We start from the raw sequence: 17955 nt of genomic DNA on the forward strand, positions 1-17955 counted from the left end.
TCGGTCCACGGACCGGCCAGGTGGTTACTGTGCAGTCACTTAGCATCGGATGCAGTGCTGCACCGGAACCGGAGGCGCCCCATGACTACGCTCGACGACTCTGAGCTCGTATTCGACAAGGACGGTGTACGGCTCACCGTCGAGGACGCCGTTGCCACGGTGACCCTGACCAATCCGGCGAAGCGCAACGCTCAGTCTCCCGCTCTGTGGCGGGCGTTGACAGAAGCCGGCCGGTCGTTGCCCGGCAGCGTGCGGGTCGTGGTTCTGCGCGGCGAAGGCAAGTCCTTCTCCGCCGGACTCGACCGGCAGGCGTTCACGCCCGAGGGCTTCGACGGAGAGCCGTCCTTCCTCGATCTCGCGCGCGGTTCCGACGAGGACCTCGACGCGGAGATCGCCGCATACCAGGAGGCGTTCACCTGGTGGCGCCGCAGCGACCTCGTGTCGATCGCGGCCGTCCAGGGGCACGCCATCGGCGCGGGCTTCCAGCTCGCCCTCGCCTGCGACCTGAGGGTCGTGGCCGAGGACGTGCAGTTCGCCATGCGCGAGACCAGCCTGGGGCTCGTCCCGGACCTGACCGGGACGCACCCGCTCGTCTCGCTCGTCGGCTACGCCCGCGCGCTCGAGATCTGCGCCACCGGCCGCTTCGTCCACGCGGAGGAGGCCGAGCGCACCGGTCTCGCCAACCTGTCCGTGCCCGTCGGCGAACTCGACGCCGCGGTACGGGACCTCGCCGCCGCCCTGCTCGCGGCGCCGCGCGACGCGGTCACCGAGACCAAGGCGCTCCTCCAGGGTGCCGCCGGCCGCTCGTACGAGGAGCAGCGCACCGCCGAGCGCGCCGCCCAGGCCCGCCGTCTGCGCGACCTGGCGGGACTCGGCGACTGACGCCTGCGCGATCCGGCGGGACTCGGCGACCGACGCGTGCCCGCGATCTGGCGGGACCCGCGACTGACGCCTGCGCGCGACCTGATGGCCTCGGTGACCGGCGCCCGCCTCTCACCCGCGCAGTTCCGACACCACGACCGTGACCGCGCCCTCCTCGGGGAGGGCCGCGGTCACGGCCGTCCGTACGGCGCGCGCCACGTCCAGGGGGCGGGCGCCGAGCGTCACGGCCACTTCGACCCGCACCCCGTCGGAGCCCCGGCGCACCGGTGGGCCCAGCGCGTCCGTCACCGCCGCGACACCCGTCACCCCGAGCGCCGCGAGGGCCACCGGATCGTCCGTCGTCGGCGAGGTCCCGCCCTGTGGGGGAGCGGCCCGTCCCTCCTTCGGCGGTGCCGCGTCGAGGAGATCCGTCACCCGCAGGTCGACCGCGGCCGTCACCAGGCCGATCCCGTCCCCGGCCGCCGCGAACAGGGCCGCCCTGAGCTCGTCGACGACTTCCGGGAGCGGCCGGCCGGCCACCAGGCCGAACGAGGCGGAGACCCGCAGGGCCCCCGGTTCCCGCGCCGGTTCCCGCTGGGGCGAGCCCTCCGGCTCCGGCTCCGGCTCCGGGTCCGCGGGGCCGATCCGCAGGGTGCCGGGCACCACCCCCCGTACCGTCGCGGCGGCCCTGCCGAGCACCTCACGCGCCGCCCGCTCGGTGATCCAGGCATCGTCCGTCGCCGTCCCGAGCGGCAGCAGCCTGCCCGGGGCGAGGCGGTCCCTCACCGCCGCGTTCCAACCGTCACTCGTCGTCATTGCCCCAGCCTGCCGTATCCCCGGGGCGGGACCGGGTAACCGCCCTTAGTGTGGGCGAAGAACCCCGAAATATCCCAGAAGGGGCGAAAACTAATGACGGACACCACCCACTCCGGCGCCACCGCCGCCGACGAACCCCGCCGCAGCACCTCGGTCAGCAAGCGGGGCGGCGGCGACCCCGCCTCCCGGGGCCGGACCACGATCGCCGACGGAGTCGTCGAGAAGATCGCCGGTCTCGCCGCCCGCGACGTCGACGGCGTCCACGCCATGGGCAGCGGCCTCTCCCGCACCTTCGGTGCCGTACGCGACCGGGTGCCCGGCGGCAGCGCCAAGTCGAACGTCACCCGAGGCGTGAAGGCCGAGGTCGGGGAGGTACAGACCGCGCTCGACCTGGAGATCGTGGTCGTCTACGGCGTCTCCATCTCGGACGTCGCCGGCGACGTCCGAGAGAACGTCATCGCGGCCGTCGAACGCATGACGGGCCTTGAGGTCGTCGAGGTGAACATCGCGGTCAGCGACGTGAAGCTGCCCGACGACGAGGAGGAGGAGCCGGAACAGCGGCTCCAGTAGCCGACGACGGCCGGGCACGGTACAGGGGGCCAGGAGATCCTCAGGAAGGGGTCAGGAATGAGCATGGCTGTGGTCGGCCTGTTGGCCGGCATGGCCCTCGGCTTCGCCGGATACTTCGGCGGCTTCGGGGCGTTTGTACTGGTCGCGGCGTTGGGAGCGGTCGGCTTCGTGGCGGGCCGCTTCCTCGACGGCGACCTCGAACCCGGCGATCTGTTCCGGGGCCGCGACCGCGGCGACCGGCGGCGGTGACGGATGGCCCCGGAGCCGGCCCCGGACCCCGTACGGGGCCGGGGCGCGACCACGATCGCCGACCGGGTCGTCGCGAAGATCGCCGCCCAGGCGGCCGGGGAAGCCCTGGACGCCGTCCCCGAGGGCGGCGCGCGGCCGCATGCCTCCGTCGTCGTCCACCGGGACGTCGCCAGGGTCGCGGTGAGCCTCGAACTCGACTACCCCTCGGACGTCGGCCGCCGGTGCGGCGCCGTCCGGGGCCGGGTCCGCGCGCGCGTGGAGGAGCTCGTCGGCATGGAGGTCCACGAGGTCACCGTCCATGTGGAACGCCTCCACTCCCCGCTGACCCGGCAGGCCACACGGAGGGACCGCCTGTCATGACGACCACGCCCGACCTGGACAAGGGCCCCGCCCCCGGCCGCGACGACGTACCCGTCCTGGCCGACGCCCCCGCCTCGTCCGTCCGGCGCTTCTGGGCCGTGCGCCGCATCCCCGCCGCCGTGCTCGCGGCCCTCGTCCTCGGCGGGGCCGGGCTGCTCCTCTACGACGTGGCGGCCGTACGGGCCGACCGCACCGCCATGTCCTGGCGGCGCAGACTCGCCGACGCCCTCGCGACCCGCCCGCTCGACGACCCCCTGATCCTCGCGGGCGCCTCCCTCGCGGTCGTCCTCGGCATCTGGCTCCTCGTCCTCGCGGCGACCCCCGGCCTGCGTGCCGTCCTCCCGATGCGCCGCGCACACGCCGACGTACGGGCCGGACTCGACCGCGAGGCCGCGGCCCTCGCCCTGCGGGACCGGGCCATGGAGGTCTCCGGCGTGCAGTCCGTCCGGGTGCGCGTCGGCCGCGCCAAGGTGAACGCCAGGGCCGTCTCGCACTTCCGGGCGCTCGACGAGGTCCGCGCCGACGTCGAATCGGCCCTCGCCGACGGCGTCGACGAACTGGCCCTCGCCCACCCGCCCGCCGTGACCGTACGGGTGGCCCGGCCGCCCAGAAAGGGGTGAGCGCGGTGACGGTCGTCCTCCGGCGCGTCAACCGCGTCCTGCTCGGCCTCGCCGGGCTGCTCCTCGTCCTCGGCGGCGGGGGAGTCCTCGCCGCCGCCCTCGATCTGTCCGTACCGTCCTGGTGGCCCTGGTCGGGCCCCTCGGACGTCCTGCTCTCCACCGCGGACCGGCAGCGCTGGCGGGACGAGGGCTGGTGGTGGCCGGTGGTCATCGCCGTCCTCGGGCTCGTCGTCCTGCTCGCCCTGTGGTGGCTGCTCGTCCAGTTCCGGCGGGCCCGGCTCGCCGAGGTCGCCGTCGACAGCGGAGACGGCGACGAGGCCGTCGTCCGCGGGCGGGCCCTGGAAGCCGTCCTGGAGGCGGACGCCGCGGCCCAGGAGGGCGTCGCGAGGGCCAGGGTCTCCCTCACCGGCCGCCGCAGCGCCCCCCGCACCCGGGTCGCGCTCCACCTGGAGCCGTACGCCTCCCCCGGGGACGCCCTGAACACCCTCAGCACCCAGGCCCTCGCTCACGCCCGTACGTCCACGGGCCTCTCCGCCCTTCCCACCGAGGCGCGCCTGCGGGCGGTGAAGCACCGGGCCCGGCGCGTCACCTGACGGCGGGCCGGGGCACGAGCCCTCAGAAGCCGCTGCGCGCTCCGCCGTCCACCGGCAGCATGACGCCCGTCAGGTACGAGGCGGCCGGCGACAGCAGGAAGGCCGCCGTCCGCCCGAACTCCTCGGGGGTGCCGTAGCGGCGCAGCGGGATGGCGGCCTCGTTGGCCGCGCGGGCCGCGTCCGCGTCGCCGGAGAGCGCGTCGAGGGACCGCACGCGGTCCGTGTCGATCCGGCTCGGCAGCAGCCCGACGACCCGCACCCCGCGCGGCCCCAGGTCGTTGGCGAGGGACTTCGCGAAGCCTGCGAGACCCGGTCGGAGCCCGTTGGAAATGGTCAGACCGGGGATCGGCTCGTGGACCGAAGCGGACAGGACGAAGCCGATGACCCCGCCCTCGGTGAGGCTCTCGGCGGCCGCGCGGGCCAGCCGTACCGCCCCGAGGAAGACGGTGTCGAAGGCGGCCGCCCACTGCTCGTCGGTGTTGTCCGCCGCGAAGCCGGGCGCCGGACCGCCCACGCTGATCAGGATGCCGTCGAAGCCGCCGAAGCGGGCCCGCGCCTCGGCGACCAGCCGGGCCGGGGTCTCCGGATCGGCGTTGTCGGCGGCGATCCCGGCCGCGCCGGGTCCGAGGCCGTCCACCGCGTCGGCGACGGTCTTCTCGTCCCGCCCGGTGACCAGCACCCGGGCGCCCTCGGCGAGCAGCGCCTCGGCGGAGGCACGCCCGAGCCCCCGCGTCGCCCCGGTCACCACGTACACACGGTCCTTCAGTCCAAGATCCATGGTCCTATCCTGCCGGGTCCTGATCCTCCCGGGCCAGCGCGAACGCCGTGCCCACCAGGCCGATGTGGCTGAAGGCCTGCGGGAAGTTGCCCAGCTGGCGTCCCGTCACCGGGTCGTACTCCTCCGCCAGGAGGCCGACGTCGTTGCGGAGGACGACGAGGCGCTCGAAGAGCTCGCGGGCCTCCTCCGGCCTGCCGATCAGCAGGAGCGCGTCCGCCAGCCAGAACGAGCAGACCAGGAAGGTGCCCTCCTCGCCCGGCAGACCGTCGATCGCGCCGGAGTCGGTGCTGTACCGGCGGAGGTATCCGCCGTGCATCAGCTCCGCCCGTACCGCCTCCACGGTTCCCACCACCCGCGGGTCGTCCGGCGGCAGGAAGCCGACCTGGGGGATGAGCAGGGTCGCCGCGTCCAGTTCGAGCGAGCCGTACGACTGGGTGAAGGTGTTCCTGACGGGGTCGTAGGACCTGGCGCACACCTGCGCGTGGATCTCGTCCCGCATCGCCCGCCACCGGGCCGCGTCCCCCGGCAGCGAGGGGTCGGCCTCCAGGGTGCGGACCGCGCGGTCGGCGGCCACCCAGGCCATCACCTTCGAGTGGGTGAAGTGGCGGCGCGGCCCGCGCACCTCCCAGAGGCCCTCGTCCGGCTCGCGCCAGGTGGACTCCAGGAAGCCGAGCAGGCTCAGCTGGAGGTTCCAGGCGTGCCGCTCCGGCGGGATCCCGGCCTCACGCGCGCGGTGGAGCGAGTCCATGACCTCGCCGTACACATCGAGCTGGAACTGGTCCACGGCCGCGTTCCCGGTCCGGACCGGGGCCGAGTCGGCGTAGCCCCGCAGCCAGGGCAGGGTGGTCTCGGGGAGCCGGCGCTCGCCCGCCGGCCCGTACATGATCTGCAGATCGGCCGGGTCGCCCGCCACGGAGCGCAGGAGCCAGTCCCGCCAGGCGCGGGCCTCCTCGACGTATCCGGCGGAGAGCAGCGCGCCGAGGGTGAGCGAGGAGTCCCGCAGCCAGCAGGCCCGGTAGTCCCAGTTCCGTACGCCGCCGACCTCCTCCGGCAGGGAGGTGGTGGGGGCGGCCACGATCCCGCCGGTCGGGGCGTACGTGAGGGCCTTGAGGGTGATCAGGGAGCGCAGCACCGCCTCCCGGTACGGGCCCCGGTAGGTGCAGAGCGCCGTCCACTCCCGCCAGTCCGCGAGGGACTGTTCCAGGGCCTCGTAGGGGTCGACGAGCGCGGGGCGCGGCTCGTGCGAGGGGTGCCAGGTCATGACGAAGGCGACCTTCTCGCCGGCGGCGACGGTGAAGGAGGAGCAGGTGGAGAACTGCTGGCCCCAGGTCTTCACGGGCGGTTCGCTGCGCAGCCAGACGGCGTCAGGTCCGGCGACCGCGACCCGGTGGCGGTCGGCGCGGCGCATCCAGGGGACGATCGAGCCGTAGTCGAAGCGGAGCCGCAGGACGGAGCTCATCTCGACGCTGCCGCTGACGCCCTCCACGATCCGCATCACGTCCGGGGTCCTGTCCCGCTGGGGCATGAAGTCGACGACCTTGACGGTGCCCGTACGGGTCTCCCAGTAGGTCTCGAGGACGAGGGTGTCCTCGACGTACCGGCGCGTGGCGCACGTCGTGGCGCCCTTGGGGGCGATCCGCCAGTGGCCGTTGTTCTCGTCGCCGAGGATCGCGGCGAAGCAGGCGGCCGAGTCGAACCGGGGCAGACACAGCCAGTCGACCGATCCGTCGCGGCCGACGAGCGCGGCGGTCTGGAGATCGCCGATCAGGGCGTAGTCGTCGATACGTTGCGTCACGCTTTGGGCTGTTCCCGGTAGAGGCGACGGCCAATCAGCGGGACGGAGTGGCCTGGATCGCGTCCGCGTTCTTCTCCGGGGCTCCGGAGTCGTCCGAACGGGCCGCCGCGGCTTCCTGGTCGCGCTTCTCGCGGCGGACGAGGATCACCCAGCCGACGGGTACCCCGGCCGCGAAGAGCCACCACTGCACCGCGTACGCCATGTGGGCGCCGATCGAGTCGTGGTCGGGCTCGGGGATCAGTTCGGGGGTGTCGCCCGTGGGGGCGGGCTCGATCTGTTCGAGGTAGCCGCCGAGCACCTCGCGGCCGATGAGCTCGGCCTGCTGGCCGCTGTTGATCAGCATGACCTGGCGGTCCGGCAGGCCCTTCAGGTCCTTGATGCCGCTCGCGCCGGTCGTCTCGTCGGCCTTGAGGCGGCCGGTGATCGTGACCTCGCCCTTGGGTGCGGGCGGCACCGGTGGGAAGGAGTGCTGGTCGGCGGCGGCCGGGATCCAGCCGCGGTTGACCAGGACGATCCGGCCGTCCCGGAGGACCAGCGGGGTCAGGACGTGCACGCCGACCCGGTCGTCGGAGTTGGTGCGCCGGCGGACGACCACCTCGTGGGCGGTGTCGAAGGTGCCGGTGGCCGTGGCGGGCTTCCAGTAGTCGGCGCGCGGGACGGTGTGGCCGGGGGAGGTGAGCTCCTCGACCGGGACCGGCTTCGCCGCGACGCTGTCCGCGATCAGGGCGTTCTGGGCGACCCGCCGTTCGTGCCGGTGGAACTGCCAGAAGCCCAGCTCGATCATCGTCGGAACGAGGACGAGAGCGATGAGGGTGAGGATCACCCATTGCCGGGACAACAGGAAGCGGTACACGCCGAAGACGGTACAACGTGACGAAAGGCCCCCTCGCGGCGGGTGCCGAAGGGGGCCGGAAGTCATCAGAGGATCGTTTCCTCACGGTGGTCCGGACGCCGGCCCGGTCTACACCCTGTCCACGATGCCCACCTTTCCCTCCGCGCGGGCGCAGTGACCCCCGCAGTACCAGTTGCCGTCGACCTCGACGCCCTGTCCGATGATCTGGACCCGGCAGTGCTCACAGATGGGCGCCATGCGGTGGATGGCGCAGGCGAAGCAGTCGAAGACATGGACCGCGCCCTGCGCGTGGACTTCGAAGGACATGCCGTAATCGTTTCCGCAGACCTCACAACGTGCCATGCGCCACAGGGTGGGGGCTCCCGGCGGGCGTGCGCAGCTCGGCACGCCCGCAGGGCCCGGGGCATCACCCGTCTGCCGGGCTCACGTCCCGGAGGAGCTGGGTGTACGCGGCCTCGTCGACGACCGGTGTGCCGAAGGACCTCGCCTTGACGATCTTGGAGGTGGCGGAGTCCGGGTCGTTGGTGACGAGCAGGCTGGTCAGCCGGGAGACGCTGCCCGCGACATGGAGGCCGGCGTCCACGGTGCGGTCTTCGAGGAGCTCGCGGTCGACGGAGGTGTCCCCGGAGAAGGCCACCCGCATGCCCTGCTTGAGCGGTTTGCCCGTCTCGTACCGGCCGGGGTTGGGGTACGGGCACGCCGGACGCCTCCGTGAGGGACGCCAGCTGTTCGCCCGGTACGCGGAAGAGCCCGAGGCCTGGTGACCGATCCGGGGCCGCTCGGGCGACGGGACCCACTCGGTCAGCGGCCGGCATTCGAGCAGTGGCAGCCGTACGCCCCGCTCGGCCGCCGCGTGCAGACTCGGCCGGAACGCCTCGGCGAGCACCCGCGCGTCGTCGAGCGCGTTGTGCGCGCGCCGCTGCACGACGCCGAAGTGCGCGGCGAGCGACTCCAGCTTGTGGTTGGGCAGCGGCAGCGACAGCTCCTTGGCGAGCGCGATCGTGCACAGCCGCTGCCGCACCGGAGCGGCGGACTCGGCGCGCGCGTACTCCCGGGCGATCATCTGCCAGTCGAACATCGCGTTGTGCGCGACGAGGACCCGCCCGTCGAGCCGGGCCGCGAACTCCGCCGCGACCTCCGGGAAGAGCGGCGCGCCCTCCAGGACGGCACTCGTGAGGCCGTGGATCCAGACAGGGCCCGGATCACGCTCGGGGTTGACCAGGGTGTACCAGTGGTCCTCGACGTTCCCCTGGGCGTCCAGCCGGTAGACGGCAGCCGACACTATCCGGTCGTCGCGGGCGAGTCCGGTGGTCTCCACGTCGACGACCGCGTACCCCTGCGGGTAGGCGGCCGGCCACGTCGCTGCTGTCGTACGGTCGTCAAGCACGGTCACTGAGAATACGGCCCGCGACCGACAACTCCGTCCCCGGTGTCCCCGGAGGCCCCGGCGAGCAGGCCGTCCACCAGGGCCCGTACGGAGTCGACGAACAGCCGCTCGGTGTCGACCGGGGCGGCGAGGGCGCGCGCGAGGGCTCCGTCGCACTCGGCGTCCTCCCCCCGCCACAGTTCCTCCTCGGCGGGCGCCTGGGCCGGAGCGCGTTCGCGGTTGCGCTCCACCAGGACATGGCCGACGACCTGGAACTGCACCGCGCGGACGGCCCGCGCGGCGGCCGCCCCGCGCAGTCCCGCCGCGTGCGCCTCGTGGACGAGGGCCCGCTGCGCCGGCAGGAACATGCGTTCCGTCAGCCCCCGTTCGTGGACCATCGCCACCAGGTGCGGGCGCTCCCGCAGCGCGCGGCGCAGCGCGCGGGCGACGGACACCATCCGCTCCGCCGGCGTCGTGCCGTGCGGGCGGATCGTGCCGAGGTCGGCGACCGTGCGGTCGACCAGCGCGTCGAGGAGCGACTCGCGGTTGCCGACGTGCCAGTAGATCGAGGTGACCGCCGTGGAGAGCTCGGCGGCGAGCCTGCGCATGGTCAGGGCGCCCGGGCCGTGCTCCCGCACCAGGGCGGCCGCCGCGTCCAGGACATCGTCGCGGGTCAGCGCGGAGCGTGCCATTGATCCCCCAACTCCCGTGCCTGCACGGCTCTTTCCCCTTCGCGGGCGACGGTGTAACAGTGTTACAGACCGACGATCCCGAAAGGCGGTACGTCATGGGACGAGTACGGTACGGGGCGCGCACCGACGCCGAGGCGGCGGCGGCCCGCGCACGGAGCTCCCGGCTCCCCGCCATCTGGTCCACGGGGGTGGTCGCCGTCTGGGAGACCGATCCGGACGTCGTCGCCGCGGTCCTGCCGCCCCCGCTGAAACCCACCGCGAGGCCCCTGGTCCGTGCCACCGTCAGCAGGGTCGACCTGCCCGGCCACCCCCTCGGCGCCGGGTCGGTGGCGGTCGCCGCCGCCCACGGCGACCGGGAGGGCTGGTACCCGCTGGTCATGCCGATGACCCACGAGCGGGCCCTCGTCGGCGGGCGTGAGGTCTTCGGCGAGCCGAAGAAGCTGGGCGAGGTCACGGTCGAGCGCGAGGGGCTCGTCGTCCGCGCGGCGCTCGCCCGGCACGGCATCGCGTTCGTGGAGGTCCGCGGCGCGGTCTCGGGGCCGCTGCCCCTGCCGGAGCCCGCCGAGAAGACCGACTTCTACTTCAAGTTCCTGCCGGGCGTGGAGGGTTCGGGCTTCGACGCCGACCCCGTCCTCGTCCACTGCGTCCGCAACGAGCGGGTGCGCAGGCTGGAGCGGATCACCGGCGACGTCGTCCTGCGCGAGTCCATGTACGACCCGGTCGCCGACCTCCCCGTCCGCCGGCTGGTGGAGATCACGATCGGCGAGAAGTCCACCGACCAGAAGGGCACGGTCGCCGAACGGGTCTCCGCGCGGGCCCTGCTGCCGTACATCCACCAGCGCTACGACGATCCGCAGCAGATCCTCGACGGTCCGGCGGAAGGGAGCGTCTGATGGAGCTGCGTGCGGGGCAGGTCGCCGTCGTCACCGGCGCGGCGAGCGGCATCGGGCTCGCCCTGGCCCGCCGCTTCGCCGAGGAGGGCCTGGCCGTCGTCCTCGGGGACGTCGAGGAGGCCGCGCTCGCGGAGGCCGCCGACGAGCTGATGGAGAGCGGGGCGGAGGTCCTCGCGCGGACGGTCGACGTCTCGGACGCAGACGCGGTCCGGGCCTTCGCGGACGCCGCCTACGCCACCTTCGGAGCCGTCCACGTCCTCTGCAACAACGCGGGTGTCGGCTCGGGCGCCGAGGGCCGGATGTGGGAACACGATCCCCAGGACTGGCGATGGGCCTTCTCCGTCAACGTCTGGGGCGTCTTCCACGGCATCCAGGCCTTCGTGCCCCGCATGCTCGCGGGCGGCGAACCGGGCCATGTCGTCAACACCTCCTCCGGCGACGGCGGCATCGGCCCGCTGCCCACCGCCTCCGTGTACGCGGTCACCAAGGCGGCCGTCGTCACCATGACCGAGTCGCTCTACGCCCATCTGAGGGCCGAGCACGCGCGCGTGGGCGCGTCCGTGCTCTTCCCCGGCCCCCACATGCTCCGCACCGGCCTCTGGGAGTCGCACCGCAACCGGCCCGAGCGGTACGCCAAGCAGCGGCCGCGCAGGACCCCGTACCGCAGCCTCGACCAGTGGGAGGCCGCGATGAAGGAGGCCGGTCACGAGGTCGCCTTCACCCCGGTGGAGGAGGTCGCCGGGCACGTCGTCGACGGCATCCGCGCCGACCGCTTCTGGATGCTGCCGGAGAGCGAGCACAGCGACCGGCAGATCAGGGCGCGCTCGCGGTCGATGCTCGACCGCGCGAATCCGTCGTACCTGGAGAGCTTCATCCTCGACTGAGGGGCTTCGCCATGAGCCATGAGGACCCGTATCTGATCATCTCCTCCGACTGCCACGCCGGGCTCCCCACCGAGGAGTACCGGCCCTATCTCGACCCCCGTTTCCATCGCGACTTCGACGAGTTCCTCGCCGGGCGCGAGGCGCGCCGGGAGGCCATGACCCGGCTCGGGGTCCGCAACGAGGCCTTCGCCGACCGCTGGTTCCGCGACAACGAGGAGGGCCTGCGCGGCGGCTGGGACGCCGTCCAGCGGCTCAAGGAGCTCGACGGGGACGGGGTCGCCGCCGAGGTCGTCTTCCCCGACGCGGACGCCGTCGACAGCCGGACCGCCGCCCCCTTCGGCGTCGGCCTCGGCCTCTCCGGCGACCAGGACCCCGCGCTCGGCATGGCGGGCGCGCGGGCGCACAACCGCTGGCTCGCCGACTTCGTCGGGCAGAACCCCCACCGGCACTGCGGAGTGGCGCTGCTGCCCATCACCGCGGAGCCGTCGGAGGTCGTCGCCGAGATCCACCGGGCCAAGGAGTCGGGGCTCGGCGCGCTGATGATCCCGTCCATGTGGGTGGACAAGGCGCCGTACCACGACCGGCGCTACGACCCGGTCTGGGCGGCCGCGGCCGAGACCGGGATGCCGCTTGTCACGCACTCGGGCGCGGCACCGCGCGAGGAGTACGGGGACCACCTCGGCATCTACGTCTCCGAGGTCACCTGGTGGCCGGCCAGGCCGCTGTGGTTCCTGCTCTGGTCGGGAGTCTTCGAGCGGTACCCCGGGCTGCGGTTCGGCGTCGCCGAGTCCGGCTGCTGGTGGCTGCCGAACCTGCTCTGGTTCATGGACCGGCTCTACCTGGGCGCGCACGGCGGCAAGAAGCTGTCCCCGTTCGCGGAGCTGAGCCGGCCGCCGAGCGCGTACCTGGACCGGCAGGTCTTCGTGTGCGCCACCAACACCAAGCGGCGCGAACTCGCCCAGCGGTACGAGATCGGCGTGGACAACATCCTGTGGGGATCGGACTTCCCGCACCCGGAGGGGACCTGGCCGAACACGCGCGCGTGGCTGCGGAACACCTTCCACGACATCCCGGTGGAGGAGACCCGCCGGATGCTGGGGCTCGCCGCGGCCGAGGTTTTCGGATTCGATATTCGAATACTGGATCCGATATCCCGGCGGATCGGCCCCACCCCCGCCGACCTCGGCCAGCCCGCCGACCAGGCCGCCGTGGAGGCCTCCTGGGCCCGCTCCCGGGAGGTCGGCCGGCACTGGCTGACGGAGCACGACTTCCCCGTCCTGGGGGTCACGCCATGACGGACCGCTACACCGTCATCTCGGCGGACTGCCACGCCGGCGCCGACCTTCTCGACTACAGGCCCTACTTGGAGAGCAGGCACCACGAGGCCTTCGACGCCTGGGCGGCGGCCTACGTCAACCCGTACGAGGACCTGCTCGCCGACACCGCCGACCGCAACTGGAACTCCGAGCGCCGGCTGCGCGAGCTGGAGGCCGACGGGATCGTCGCCGAGGTCGTCTTCCCGAACACCGTCCCGCCGTTCTTCCCCTCCGCCTCACTGATGGCGCCCGCGCCGACCCGCGAGGAGTACGAGCTCCGCTGGGCGGGTCTGCGGGCGCACAACCGCTGGCTGGCGGAGTTCTGCGCCCGGGCACCCGGCCGCCGCGCCGGAGTGGCCCAGATCCTCCTGAACGACGTCGACGAGGCGGTACGGGAGATCCGCCGGACCGCGGAGGCGGGACTCACCGGCGGGATCCTGCTGCCGGGCACCCCGCCGGGATCGGGGCTGCCCGAGCTGTACTCGGAGACGTACGACCCGATCTGGGCGGCCTGCGCGGAGCTCGGCGTACCGGTGAACCACCACGGCGGTTCGGCGTCGCCGCCGCTCGGCGACGAACCGGCCGCCCGTGCCGTCTTCATGGTGGAGACCACCTGGTTCTCCCACCGGGCTCTCTGGCACCTGGTCTTCGGCGGGGCGTTCCGCCGCCATCCGGACCTCCGGCTCGTTCTGACGGAGCAGGGCTCCGGCTGGATCCCCGGGATCCTGGACATGCTGGACTACTACCACGAGCGTCTTGTCGCCGCGGCTTCCCGGGCCACCACCGCGGAGTCCAGGTTCGGCGCCGGGCTCGCCGCGTCCATGGGCAGAGGGCCCAGCGAGGTCTGGCGCGACAACTGCTTCGTCGGCGCGAGCTTCATGCGCCCCCACGAGGTGCCGCTGCGCCATCGGATCGGCCTCGGCAAGATCATGTGGGGCAGCGACTACCCGCACGACGAGGGCACCACCCCGTACTCCAGGGAAGGCCTCAGGATCGCCTACGCGGGCGTGCCGAAGGAGGAGGTCGCGGCGATGGTCGGCGGCAACGCGGCCCGCGTCTACGGCTTCGACCTCGCCCTCCTCGACCCTCTCGCCGCCGTCCACGGCCCGGAGGTCGCGGAGATCGCCACGCCCCTGGAGAAGGTCCCGGAGGGGGCGACCAGCCCCGCCTTCGCCCCGGGCGGGTCGGTCCGTGTCTGGTGACGGAGGGGGTGAGACCCTCCCGGGGCCGTCACCTACGGTGCGGCAGGGGTCTGACGGGCGCCCCGTGTTGTCGGAAGGTGCCAAAGCTTGCTGACAAGTCGTCTCGCATACTTGTTGGTAACACCGTCTAGCCCCGCACCGTCCATCGCCCCTACCGTCGACGGCATGCCGAACCTGCCCGATGTCGTGCTCTGGTCCATACCGGCGTTCGTCCTGCTCACCGTCCTGGAGATGGTCAGCCACCGGATCCACCCCGACGAGGAGGCCGCCGGCTACGAGACCAAGGACGCCGCCACCAGCATCGGCATGGGCCTCGGGAGCCTGGCCTTCGACGCGCTGTGGAAGATCCCCGTGGTGGCGATCTACACCGCTGTCCACGAGCTGACCCCGCTCCGCGTCCCCGTCCTCTGGTGGACGATCCCGCTCATGCTGCTCGCGCAGGACTTCTTCTATTACTGGCAGCACCGCGGACACCACGTCATCCGCATCCTCTGGGCCTGCCACGTGGTCCACCACAGCAGCCGGAAGTTCAACCTCACCACCGCCCTGCGCCAGCCGTGGACCAGCGTGACCTCCTGGCCGTTCTACCTGCCGATGATCGCCCTCGGCGTCCACCCGGCGGCTGTCGCCTTCTGCTACTCGGTCAATCTCGTCTACCAGTTCTGGATCCACACCGAGCGGGTCGGCAAGCTGCCCCGGCCCTTCGAGTACCTCTTCAACACCCCCTCCCACCACCGGGTCCACCACGCCTCCCAGGGCGGCTACCTGGACCGGAACTTCGGGGGGATCCTCATCGTCTGGGACCGGATGTTCGGTTCCTGGGTCGGCGAGACCGACCGGCCCGTCTACGGGCTCACCAAGAACATCGAGACATACAACCCGCTCCGGGTCGCCACCCACGAGTACGCCGCCATCGCCCGCGACCTCCGGGCCGCGCACGACTGGCGCGAGCGGGCCGGCCGGGTCTTCCGCGGCCCCGGCTGGCAACCCGGACCGCCGGCCGGCCCCCGGCCGCCGAAGACCACGGCGGCGGAGCCGGCCGCGTGACGAACTCCTCGCGGGCCCTGCTCGTCGCCTTCGGGCTCGCCACCGCCGCCGACCTGATCTCCCTGCTCGCCGGCGCCGAGCTCGGCCACCAGCTCGCCAAGCCGCTCCTGATGCCACTGCTCGCCGCGTACGCCGTCACCCGCGGGGCCCCCAGGCTGCTGACCGCCGCACTCCTCTTCGGCTGGGGCGGCGACGTCTTCCTGCTCTCCGACGCCGACTGGGCCTTCCTCGTCGGCATGGGCTCCTTCGCCGCCGGACACGTCTGTTACCTGGTCCTCTTCGGGCGGCGCCGTACGTCCGTACCCCTGGGGATCGCGTACACCGCCGCCCTCGCCGGGACCGTCGCCCTGCTCTGGCCCGACCTCCCCGCCGATCTGCGGATCCCAGTCGCCGGCTACTCGCTGCTCCTCACCGCGATGGCCTACCGCGCGAGCTCGCTCGGCCTCCTGGCCGGGCTCGGCGGCGCCCTCTTCCTGCTGTCGGACACCCTCATCGCCACCGGGGTCGCCGCGTGGCCCCAGCTGCCCGTGCCCGACTTCTGGGTCATGCTGACGTACATCGCGGCGCAGTACCTGCTGACGGCGGGAGCGCTCCGGGCGATGTACGGTGAATGTCGTACAACCGACTGACAGCAAGGACCCTCCGTCATGCGCGCCACCACCATCCACGCCCCGTTCGACATGCGCGTGGAGGACGTGCCCGACCCGGTGGTGCAGGACCCCACCGACGTCGTCGTCCGGGTCCTGCGCGCCTGCGTCTGCGGCAGCGACCTGTGGGCCTACCGCGGCGAGTCCGCCCGGCAGCCGGGCCAGCGCATCGGCCACGAGTTCCTGGGGATCGTCGAGGCGGCGGGCGCGGACGTCGCCGGCTTCTCGGCCGGCGATCTCGTCGTCGCCCCCTTCGTCTGGTCCGACGGCACCTGCGACTACTGCGCCGAGGGCCTCCAGACCTCCTGCCCGCGCGGCGGGTTCTGGGGCTCCGTCGGCTCCGACGGCGGCCAGGGCGAGGCCGTCCGCGTCCCCTTCGCCGACGGCACCCTCGTCAAGCTCCCCGCCGACGCAGCCTCCGACGACCGGCTCCTGACCGCGCTGCTCGCCCTCTCCGACGTCATGGGCACCGGCCACCACGCCGCCCTCGGCGCGGGCGTGCGGCCCGGCTCCACCGTCGCGGTCGTCGGCGACGGCGCCGTCGGCCTCTGCGGCGTCCTCGCGGCCAAGCGCCTCGGCGCCGAGCGGATCATCGCGCTCGGGCGGCACACCACCCGCACCGACATCGCCCGCCTCTTCGGTGCCACCGACGTCGTCGCCGAGCGCGGCGAGGCCGCCGAGGCCGCCGTCCGCGAGCTCACCGGCGGCCAGGGTGCCCACGGCGTCATCGAGGCCGTCGGCACCGAGCAGTCCATGCGGACCGCCGTCGCCATCGCCCGCGACGGCGGCGCCATCGGCTACGTCGGCGTCCCCCACGGCAGCGGCACCGGACTCGACCTCTCCGTCATGTTCGACCGGAACATCGCGCTGCGCGGCGGCGTCGCCCCCGTGCGCGCGTACATCCCGGAACTGCTCCCGGACGTCCTCGACGGCACCATCGACCCGTCCCCGGTCTTCGACCTGACCGTCGGCCTCGACGGCGTCCCCGGCGGCTACAAGGCGATGGACGAGCGCACCGCGCTCAAGGTCCTCGTCACGCCGTAGTCCAGACAGGGGCATCGGCCCCGGCGACACCCGGCGGGCGCGACCAGCCCGCCGGGCCGCCCTCGTACGCGACCGGCGACAGCGCGTGCCGCAGCCGCCCCAGGGGGCCCTCCGACTCGGTGAGGTACCGCTCGGGCTCGTACCCGGGCAGTGCGTGCGTCAGCCAGTGGCCCGTCTGTGCGAGAGCCAGGCGTACGAGCCGCGTGCCGCCGTCCCGGTCCTGCTCGGTCAGCGACCTCAGCACCGCCGCCGCGAGCAGATAGCCCGTGCCGTGGTCCAGGGCCTGCGCGGGCAGCGCGCCCGGCTCGTCGGCCGAGCCCTCGGTCGCGGCGATCCCGGTCGCCACCTGTACCAGCGAGTCGAAGCCGCGGCGCTCGGCCCAGGGCCCGTAGTCGCCCCAGGCCGAGAGCCGGGCGGTCACCAGGCCGGGCCGGTCGAGGTCGAAGCGGTCGAGGGCGCCCGGCCGGTAGCCGGTCACCAGGACGTCGGCGGAGTCGAGGAGCTCGTCGAAGGTACGCCGGTCCGACGGCCGGTCCAGATCGAGCGCCGCCGTCCGCTTGCCGACGTCCGTGTCCGCGTGCTGGTCGGGCAGTTCGGGATTGCCCGGCGGGTCGATCCGCAGCACGTCCGCGCCGAGCAGCGCGAGCGTCCGGGTCGCGACGGGACCTGCGATCACCCGGGTCAGGTCCAGGACCCGCAGGGGGCCCGTACGACGCCGGGGCGGGGCCTCGTCCAGCCGCTCCCGGGTCAGCAGCGGCCGCGCGGCCACCGCACGGCCCTGTTCGTGCGCCCCCCACTCCCCGGGCGTGCGCAGGGCGACGGCAAGGCCCCCGGCCGCGTACACCGCCGTCTCGACCTCGACGGCCTTCCGCGCGCCGATCGCCGCCGCGACCGCCTCCACCGACCCGGAGGGAACCGCGAGGGCGGTGAGCAACGCCGTCCGGTGGTGCGGGTAGTTGGCGTGGGTACGGACCCAGCCGTCGGCCGCCCGCCAGAACCGCGACAGCGGCGCGAAGTTCACCGGCGCCCGTCCGTCGACCCGCAGATGACGCTCGCTCACGAAGGCGGTGGCGACGGCCCCGTCGTCCACCCGTACCCGCCCCGGCGCCCCCGCCCGTTCGACGGCGGCGAGCCCGGCGACCGCGACCGTCGCCCGCGCCAGGTCCATCACCGGCAGCCGGGCCGGAAGCAACCCCGAGGGTCCGGCGAACGACACCCGGTCGACCAGGGCGGGATCGCCGCCGAGCGCCGACCACAGCAACTCCGTACCCGTACGCACCGTGTTGTCCATGGAGGCAGTGTGGCACTCCGTGCCATGCGAAAGGGCCCCCGTGTGGCACACCCCACGGGGACCCTCCCTCACCGGACC

At 73.4% G+C, this 17955-nt stretch carries 21 protein-coding genes; 13 read left to right on the top strand and 8 right to left on the bottom strand.

What is annotated here, in order from left to right:
- Window positions 1-81 precede the first annotated feature (81 nt).
- Window positions 82-882, top strand: a complete 801-nt coding sequence (locus ACFVYX_RS28885; protein WP_389684422.1) for an enoyl-CoA hydratase/isomerase family protein — start codon at window positions 82-84, stop codon at window positions 880-882.
- Between the two features lie 111 nt (window positions 883-993).
- Here ACFVYX_RS28885 and ACFVYX_RS28890 read toward each other — a convergent pair whose 3' ends face one another.
- The gene (locus tag ACFVYX_RS28890) at window positions 994-1677 is read right to left on the bottom strand and encodes a hypothetical protein (RefSeq protein WP_389684423.1); all 684 of its coding nucleotides are present in this window, start codon (window positions 1675-1677) and stop codon (window positions 994-996) included.
- A 93-nt stretch (window positions 1678-1770) separates the two neighbouring features.
- On the opposite strand from ACFVYX_RS28890, the gene ACFVYX_RS28895 reads away from it, so the two are divergent.
- The 5 genes from ACFVYX_RS28895 to amaP are packed head-to-tail and all read left to right on the top strand — an operon-like array spanning window position 1771 to window position 4069.
- Window positions 1771-2247 carry an Asp23/Gls24 family envelope stress response protein gene (locus tag ACFVYX_RS28895; RefSeq protein ID WP_389684424.1) on the top strand — a complete coding sequence of 159 codons (477 nt, stop codon included), beginning with the start codon at window positions 1771-1773 and terminating at the stop codon, window positions 2245-2247.
- Window positions 2248-2304: 57 nt separating this feature from the next.
- Window positions 2305-2496 (top strand): hypothetical protein, encoded by a 192-nt coding sequence (locus tag ACFVYX_RS28900; RefSeq protein ID WP_389684425.1) that lies wholly within the window; start codon window positions 2305-2307, stop codon window positions 2494-2496.
- A 3-nt stretch (window positions 2497-2499) separates the two neighbouring features.
- Window positions 2500-2856 (top strand): hypothetical protein, encoded by a 357-nt coding sequence (locus ACFVYX_RS28905; protein ID WP_389684426.1) that lies wholly within the window; start codon window positions 2500-2502, stop codon window positions 2854-2856.
- Window positions 2853-3476 carry a DUF6286 domain-containing protein gene (locus ACFVYX_RS28910; RefSeq protein WP_389684427.1) on the top strand — a complete coding sequence of 208 codons (624 nt, stop codon included), beginning with the start codon at window positions 2853-2855 and terminating at the stop codon, window positions 3474-3476. Before ACFVYX_RS28905 ends, ACFVYX_RS28910 begins: the two co-directional genes overlap by 4 nt.
- 5 nt (window positions 3477-3481) lie before the next feature.
- Window positions 3482-4069 carry an alkaline shock response membrane anchor protein AmaP gene (gene amaP / locus ACFVYX_RS28915; RefSeq protein WP_389684428.1) on the top strand — a complete coding sequence of 196 codons (588 nt, stop codon included), beginning with the start codon at window positions 3482-3484 and terminating at the stop codon, window positions 4067-4069.
- A gap of 22 nt (window positions 4070-4091) precedes the next feature.
- On the opposite strand, the gene ACFVYX_RS28920 is transcribed toward amaP, so the two are convergent.
- The 6 genes from ACFVYX_RS28920 to ACFVYX_RS28945 form a co-directional block, all read right to left on the bottom strand.
- Window positions 4092-4847 carry an SDR family oxidoreductase gene (locus ACFVYX_RS28920; protein ID WP_389684429.1) on the bottom strand — a complete coding sequence of 252 codons (756 nt, stop codon included), beginning with the start codon at window positions 4845-4847 and terminating at the stop codon, window positions 4092-4094.
- Between the two features lie 4 nt (window positions 4848-4851).
- The gene (locus ACFVYX_RS28925) at window positions 4852-6642 is read right to left on the bottom strand and encodes a glycoside hydrolase family 15 protein (protein WP_389684430.1); all 1791 of its coding nucleotides are present in this window, start codon (window positions 6640-6642) and stop codon (window positions 4852-4854) included.
- Window positions 6643-6676: 34 nt separating this feature from the next.
- Window positions 6677-7495, bottom strand: a complete 819-nt coding sequence (locus tag ACFVYX_RS28930; protein WP_389684431.1) for an SURF1 family protein — start codon at window positions 7493-7495, stop codon at window positions 6677-6679.
- Window positions 7496-7603: 108 nt separating this feature from the next.
- Entirely contained in the window at window positions 7604-7837 is a 234-nt protein-coding gene (locus ACFVYX_RS28935) for a hypothetical protein (protein WP_037631103.1), read from the bottom strand.
- Between the two features lie 64 nt (window positions 7838-7901).
- Complete coding sequence (locus tag ACFVYX_RS28940) at window positions 7902-8888, bottom strand: DEDDh family exonuclease (protein WP_389684432.1); 987 nt, start codon at window positions 8886-8888, stop codon at window positions 7902-7904.
- Window positions 8885-9553, bottom strand: a complete 669-nt coding sequence (locus tag ACFVYX_RS28945; RefSeq protein WP_389684433.1) for a TetR/AcrR family transcriptional regulator — start codon at window positions 9551-9553, stop codon at window positions 8885-8887. The genes ACFVYX_RS28940 and ACFVYX_RS28945 overlap by 4 nt, the downstream gene beginning before the upstream one ends.
- A gap of 95 nt (window positions 9554-9648) precedes the next feature.
- On the opposite strand from ACFVYX_RS28945, the gene ACFVYX_RS28950 reads away from it, so the two are divergent.
- From ACFVYX_RS28950 to ACFVYX_RS28980, 7 genes are all read left to right on the top strand, one after another.
- Entirely contained in the window at window positions 9649-10446 is a 798-nt protein-coding gene (locus ACFVYX_RS28950) for an acetoacetate decarboxylase family protein (protein WP_389684434.1), read from the top strand.
- A complete protein-coding gene (locus ACFVYX_RS28955) occupies window positions 10446-11330 on the top strand; it encodes an SDR family NAD(P)-dependent oxidoreductase (RefSeq protein ID WP_389684435.1) in 885 nt (294 codons plus the stop codon). Before ACFVYX_RS28950 ends, ACFVYX_RS28955 begins: the two co-directional genes overlap by 1 nt.
- Window positions 11331-11341: 11 nt before the next feature.
- Window positions 11342-12625 carry an amidohydrolase family protein gene (locus tag ACFVYX_RS28960; protein WP_389684436.1) on the top strand — a complete coding sequence of 428 codons (1284 nt, stop codon included), beginning with the start codon at window positions 11342-11344 and terminating at the stop codon, window positions 12623-12625.
- Window positions 12622-13848 carry an amidohydrolase family protein gene (locus ACFVYX_RS28965; protein WP_389684437.1) on the top strand — a complete coding sequence of 409 codons (1227 nt, stop codon included), beginning with the start codon at window positions 12622-12624 and terminating at the stop codon, window positions 13846-13848. The genes ACFVYX_RS28960 and ACFVYX_RS28965 overlap by 4 nt, the downstream gene beginning before the upstream one ends.
- Before the next feature lie 165 nt (window positions 13849-14013).
- Window positions 14014-14895, top strand: a complete 882-nt coding sequence (locus ACFVYX_RS28970) for a sterol desaturase family protein (protein ID WP_389684438.1) — start codon at window positions 14014-14016, stop codon at window positions 14893-14895.
- On the top strand, window positions 14892-15524 hold the full coding sequence (locus ACFVYX_RS28975; RefSeq protein ID WP_389684439.1) for a lysoplasmalogenase: 633 nt from the start codon (window positions 14892-14894) through the stop codon (window positions 15522-15524). Before ACFVYX_RS28970 ends, ACFVYX_RS28975 begins: the two co-directional genes overlap by 4 nt.
- A gap of 18 nt (window positions 15525-15542) precedes the next feature.
- Window positions 15543-16586 carry a zinc-dependent alcohol dehydrogenase family protein gene (locus ACFVYX_RS28980; RefSeq protein WP_389684440.1) on the top strand — a complete coding sequence of 348 codons (1044 nt, stop codon included), beginning with the start codon at window positions 15543-15545 and terminating at the stop codon, window positions 16584-16586.
- Here the strand turns inward: ACFVYX_RS28980 and ACFVYX_RS28985 are convergent.
- Window positions 16576-17877, bottom strand: a complete 1302-nt coding sequence (locus ACFVYX_RS28985) for a CoA transferase (protein WP_389684441.1) — start codon at window positions 17875-17877, stop codon at window positions 16576-16578. The genes ACFVYX_RS28980 and ACFVYX_RS28985 overlap by 11 nt on opposite strands.
- Window positions 17878-17955 lie beyond the last annotated feature (78 nt).

This window comes from Streptomyces sp. NPDC058326 (genome assembly GCF_042879855.1).
Taxonomy (GTDB): domain Bacteria; phylum Actinomycetota; class Actinomycetes; order Streptomycetales; family Streptomycetaceae; genus Streptomyces.